The following is a 661-nucleotide window of genomic DNA, read 5'->3' as shown; positions in this document are numbered from 1 at the left end:
CAGATCGGCAAGCTGTTTTTCCTCGGCGGCAGTGAGCGCGAGGTTAGCGGCACCCAGATTGTCAGTGAGCTGCTCCACCGTGCGTGCGCCGAGGATCACCGAGGTGACACCGGGCTGGGCCGCAAGCCAGGCCAGGGCTACTTGGGCAGAGCTGGCGTGATGCGCATCAGCGATGGCCTTCAAGGCGTCAATGATCTGCCAGGTGTGTTCGTTGTTGCTGCGCAAATCCCAGCCTTGGAACTGCCGGGCGGGATTGTCTCCCACCCGTGTTTTGCCCGCCGGAACTGATTCCCTGCGGTACTTGCCCGTGAGCCATCCGCCCGCAAGGGGTGACCAAGGCAGCAGACCCAGTCCGGCGTCGAGCGCTGCCGGCACTACTTCGGACTCAATTTCGCGTTCCAGCAGGTTGTACTGCGGCTGCACGGTCACCGGTTCATTCCAGCCGCGCATCCGGGCGGTGTACACGGCTTTGGTCAGCTGCCAGCCGGTGAAGTTGGAGAGACCGTAGTAGCTGATCTTTCCGGCAGTGACGGCGTCCTGAAGGAAGCCAAGGGTCTCTTCCAATGGGGTGAGGGGATCCCATGAGTGCAGCTGGTACAGGTCAATGTGGTCCACGCCCAGCCGTTTCAGCGACGCGTCCAGTGCCTGGCGCAGATGCCTG

1 protein-coding gene is annotated in these 661 nt (G+C 62.8%); it reads right to left on the bottom strand.

Going from position 1 to position 661, the window contains the following annotated elements:
* Positions 1 to 661 (bottom strand): aldo/keto reductase (locus CXQ90_RS21715; protein ID WP_146068962.1); only part of this gene is annotated, 661 nt, incomplete at both ends.

Source organism: Arthrobacter sp. ZGTC131, assembly GCF_002929275.1.
Lineage (GTDB): Bacteria > Actinomycetota > Actinomycetes > Actinomycetales > Micrococcaceae > Arthrobacter.
This window is presented reverse-complemented; position numbering and strand designations above follow the sequence as displayed.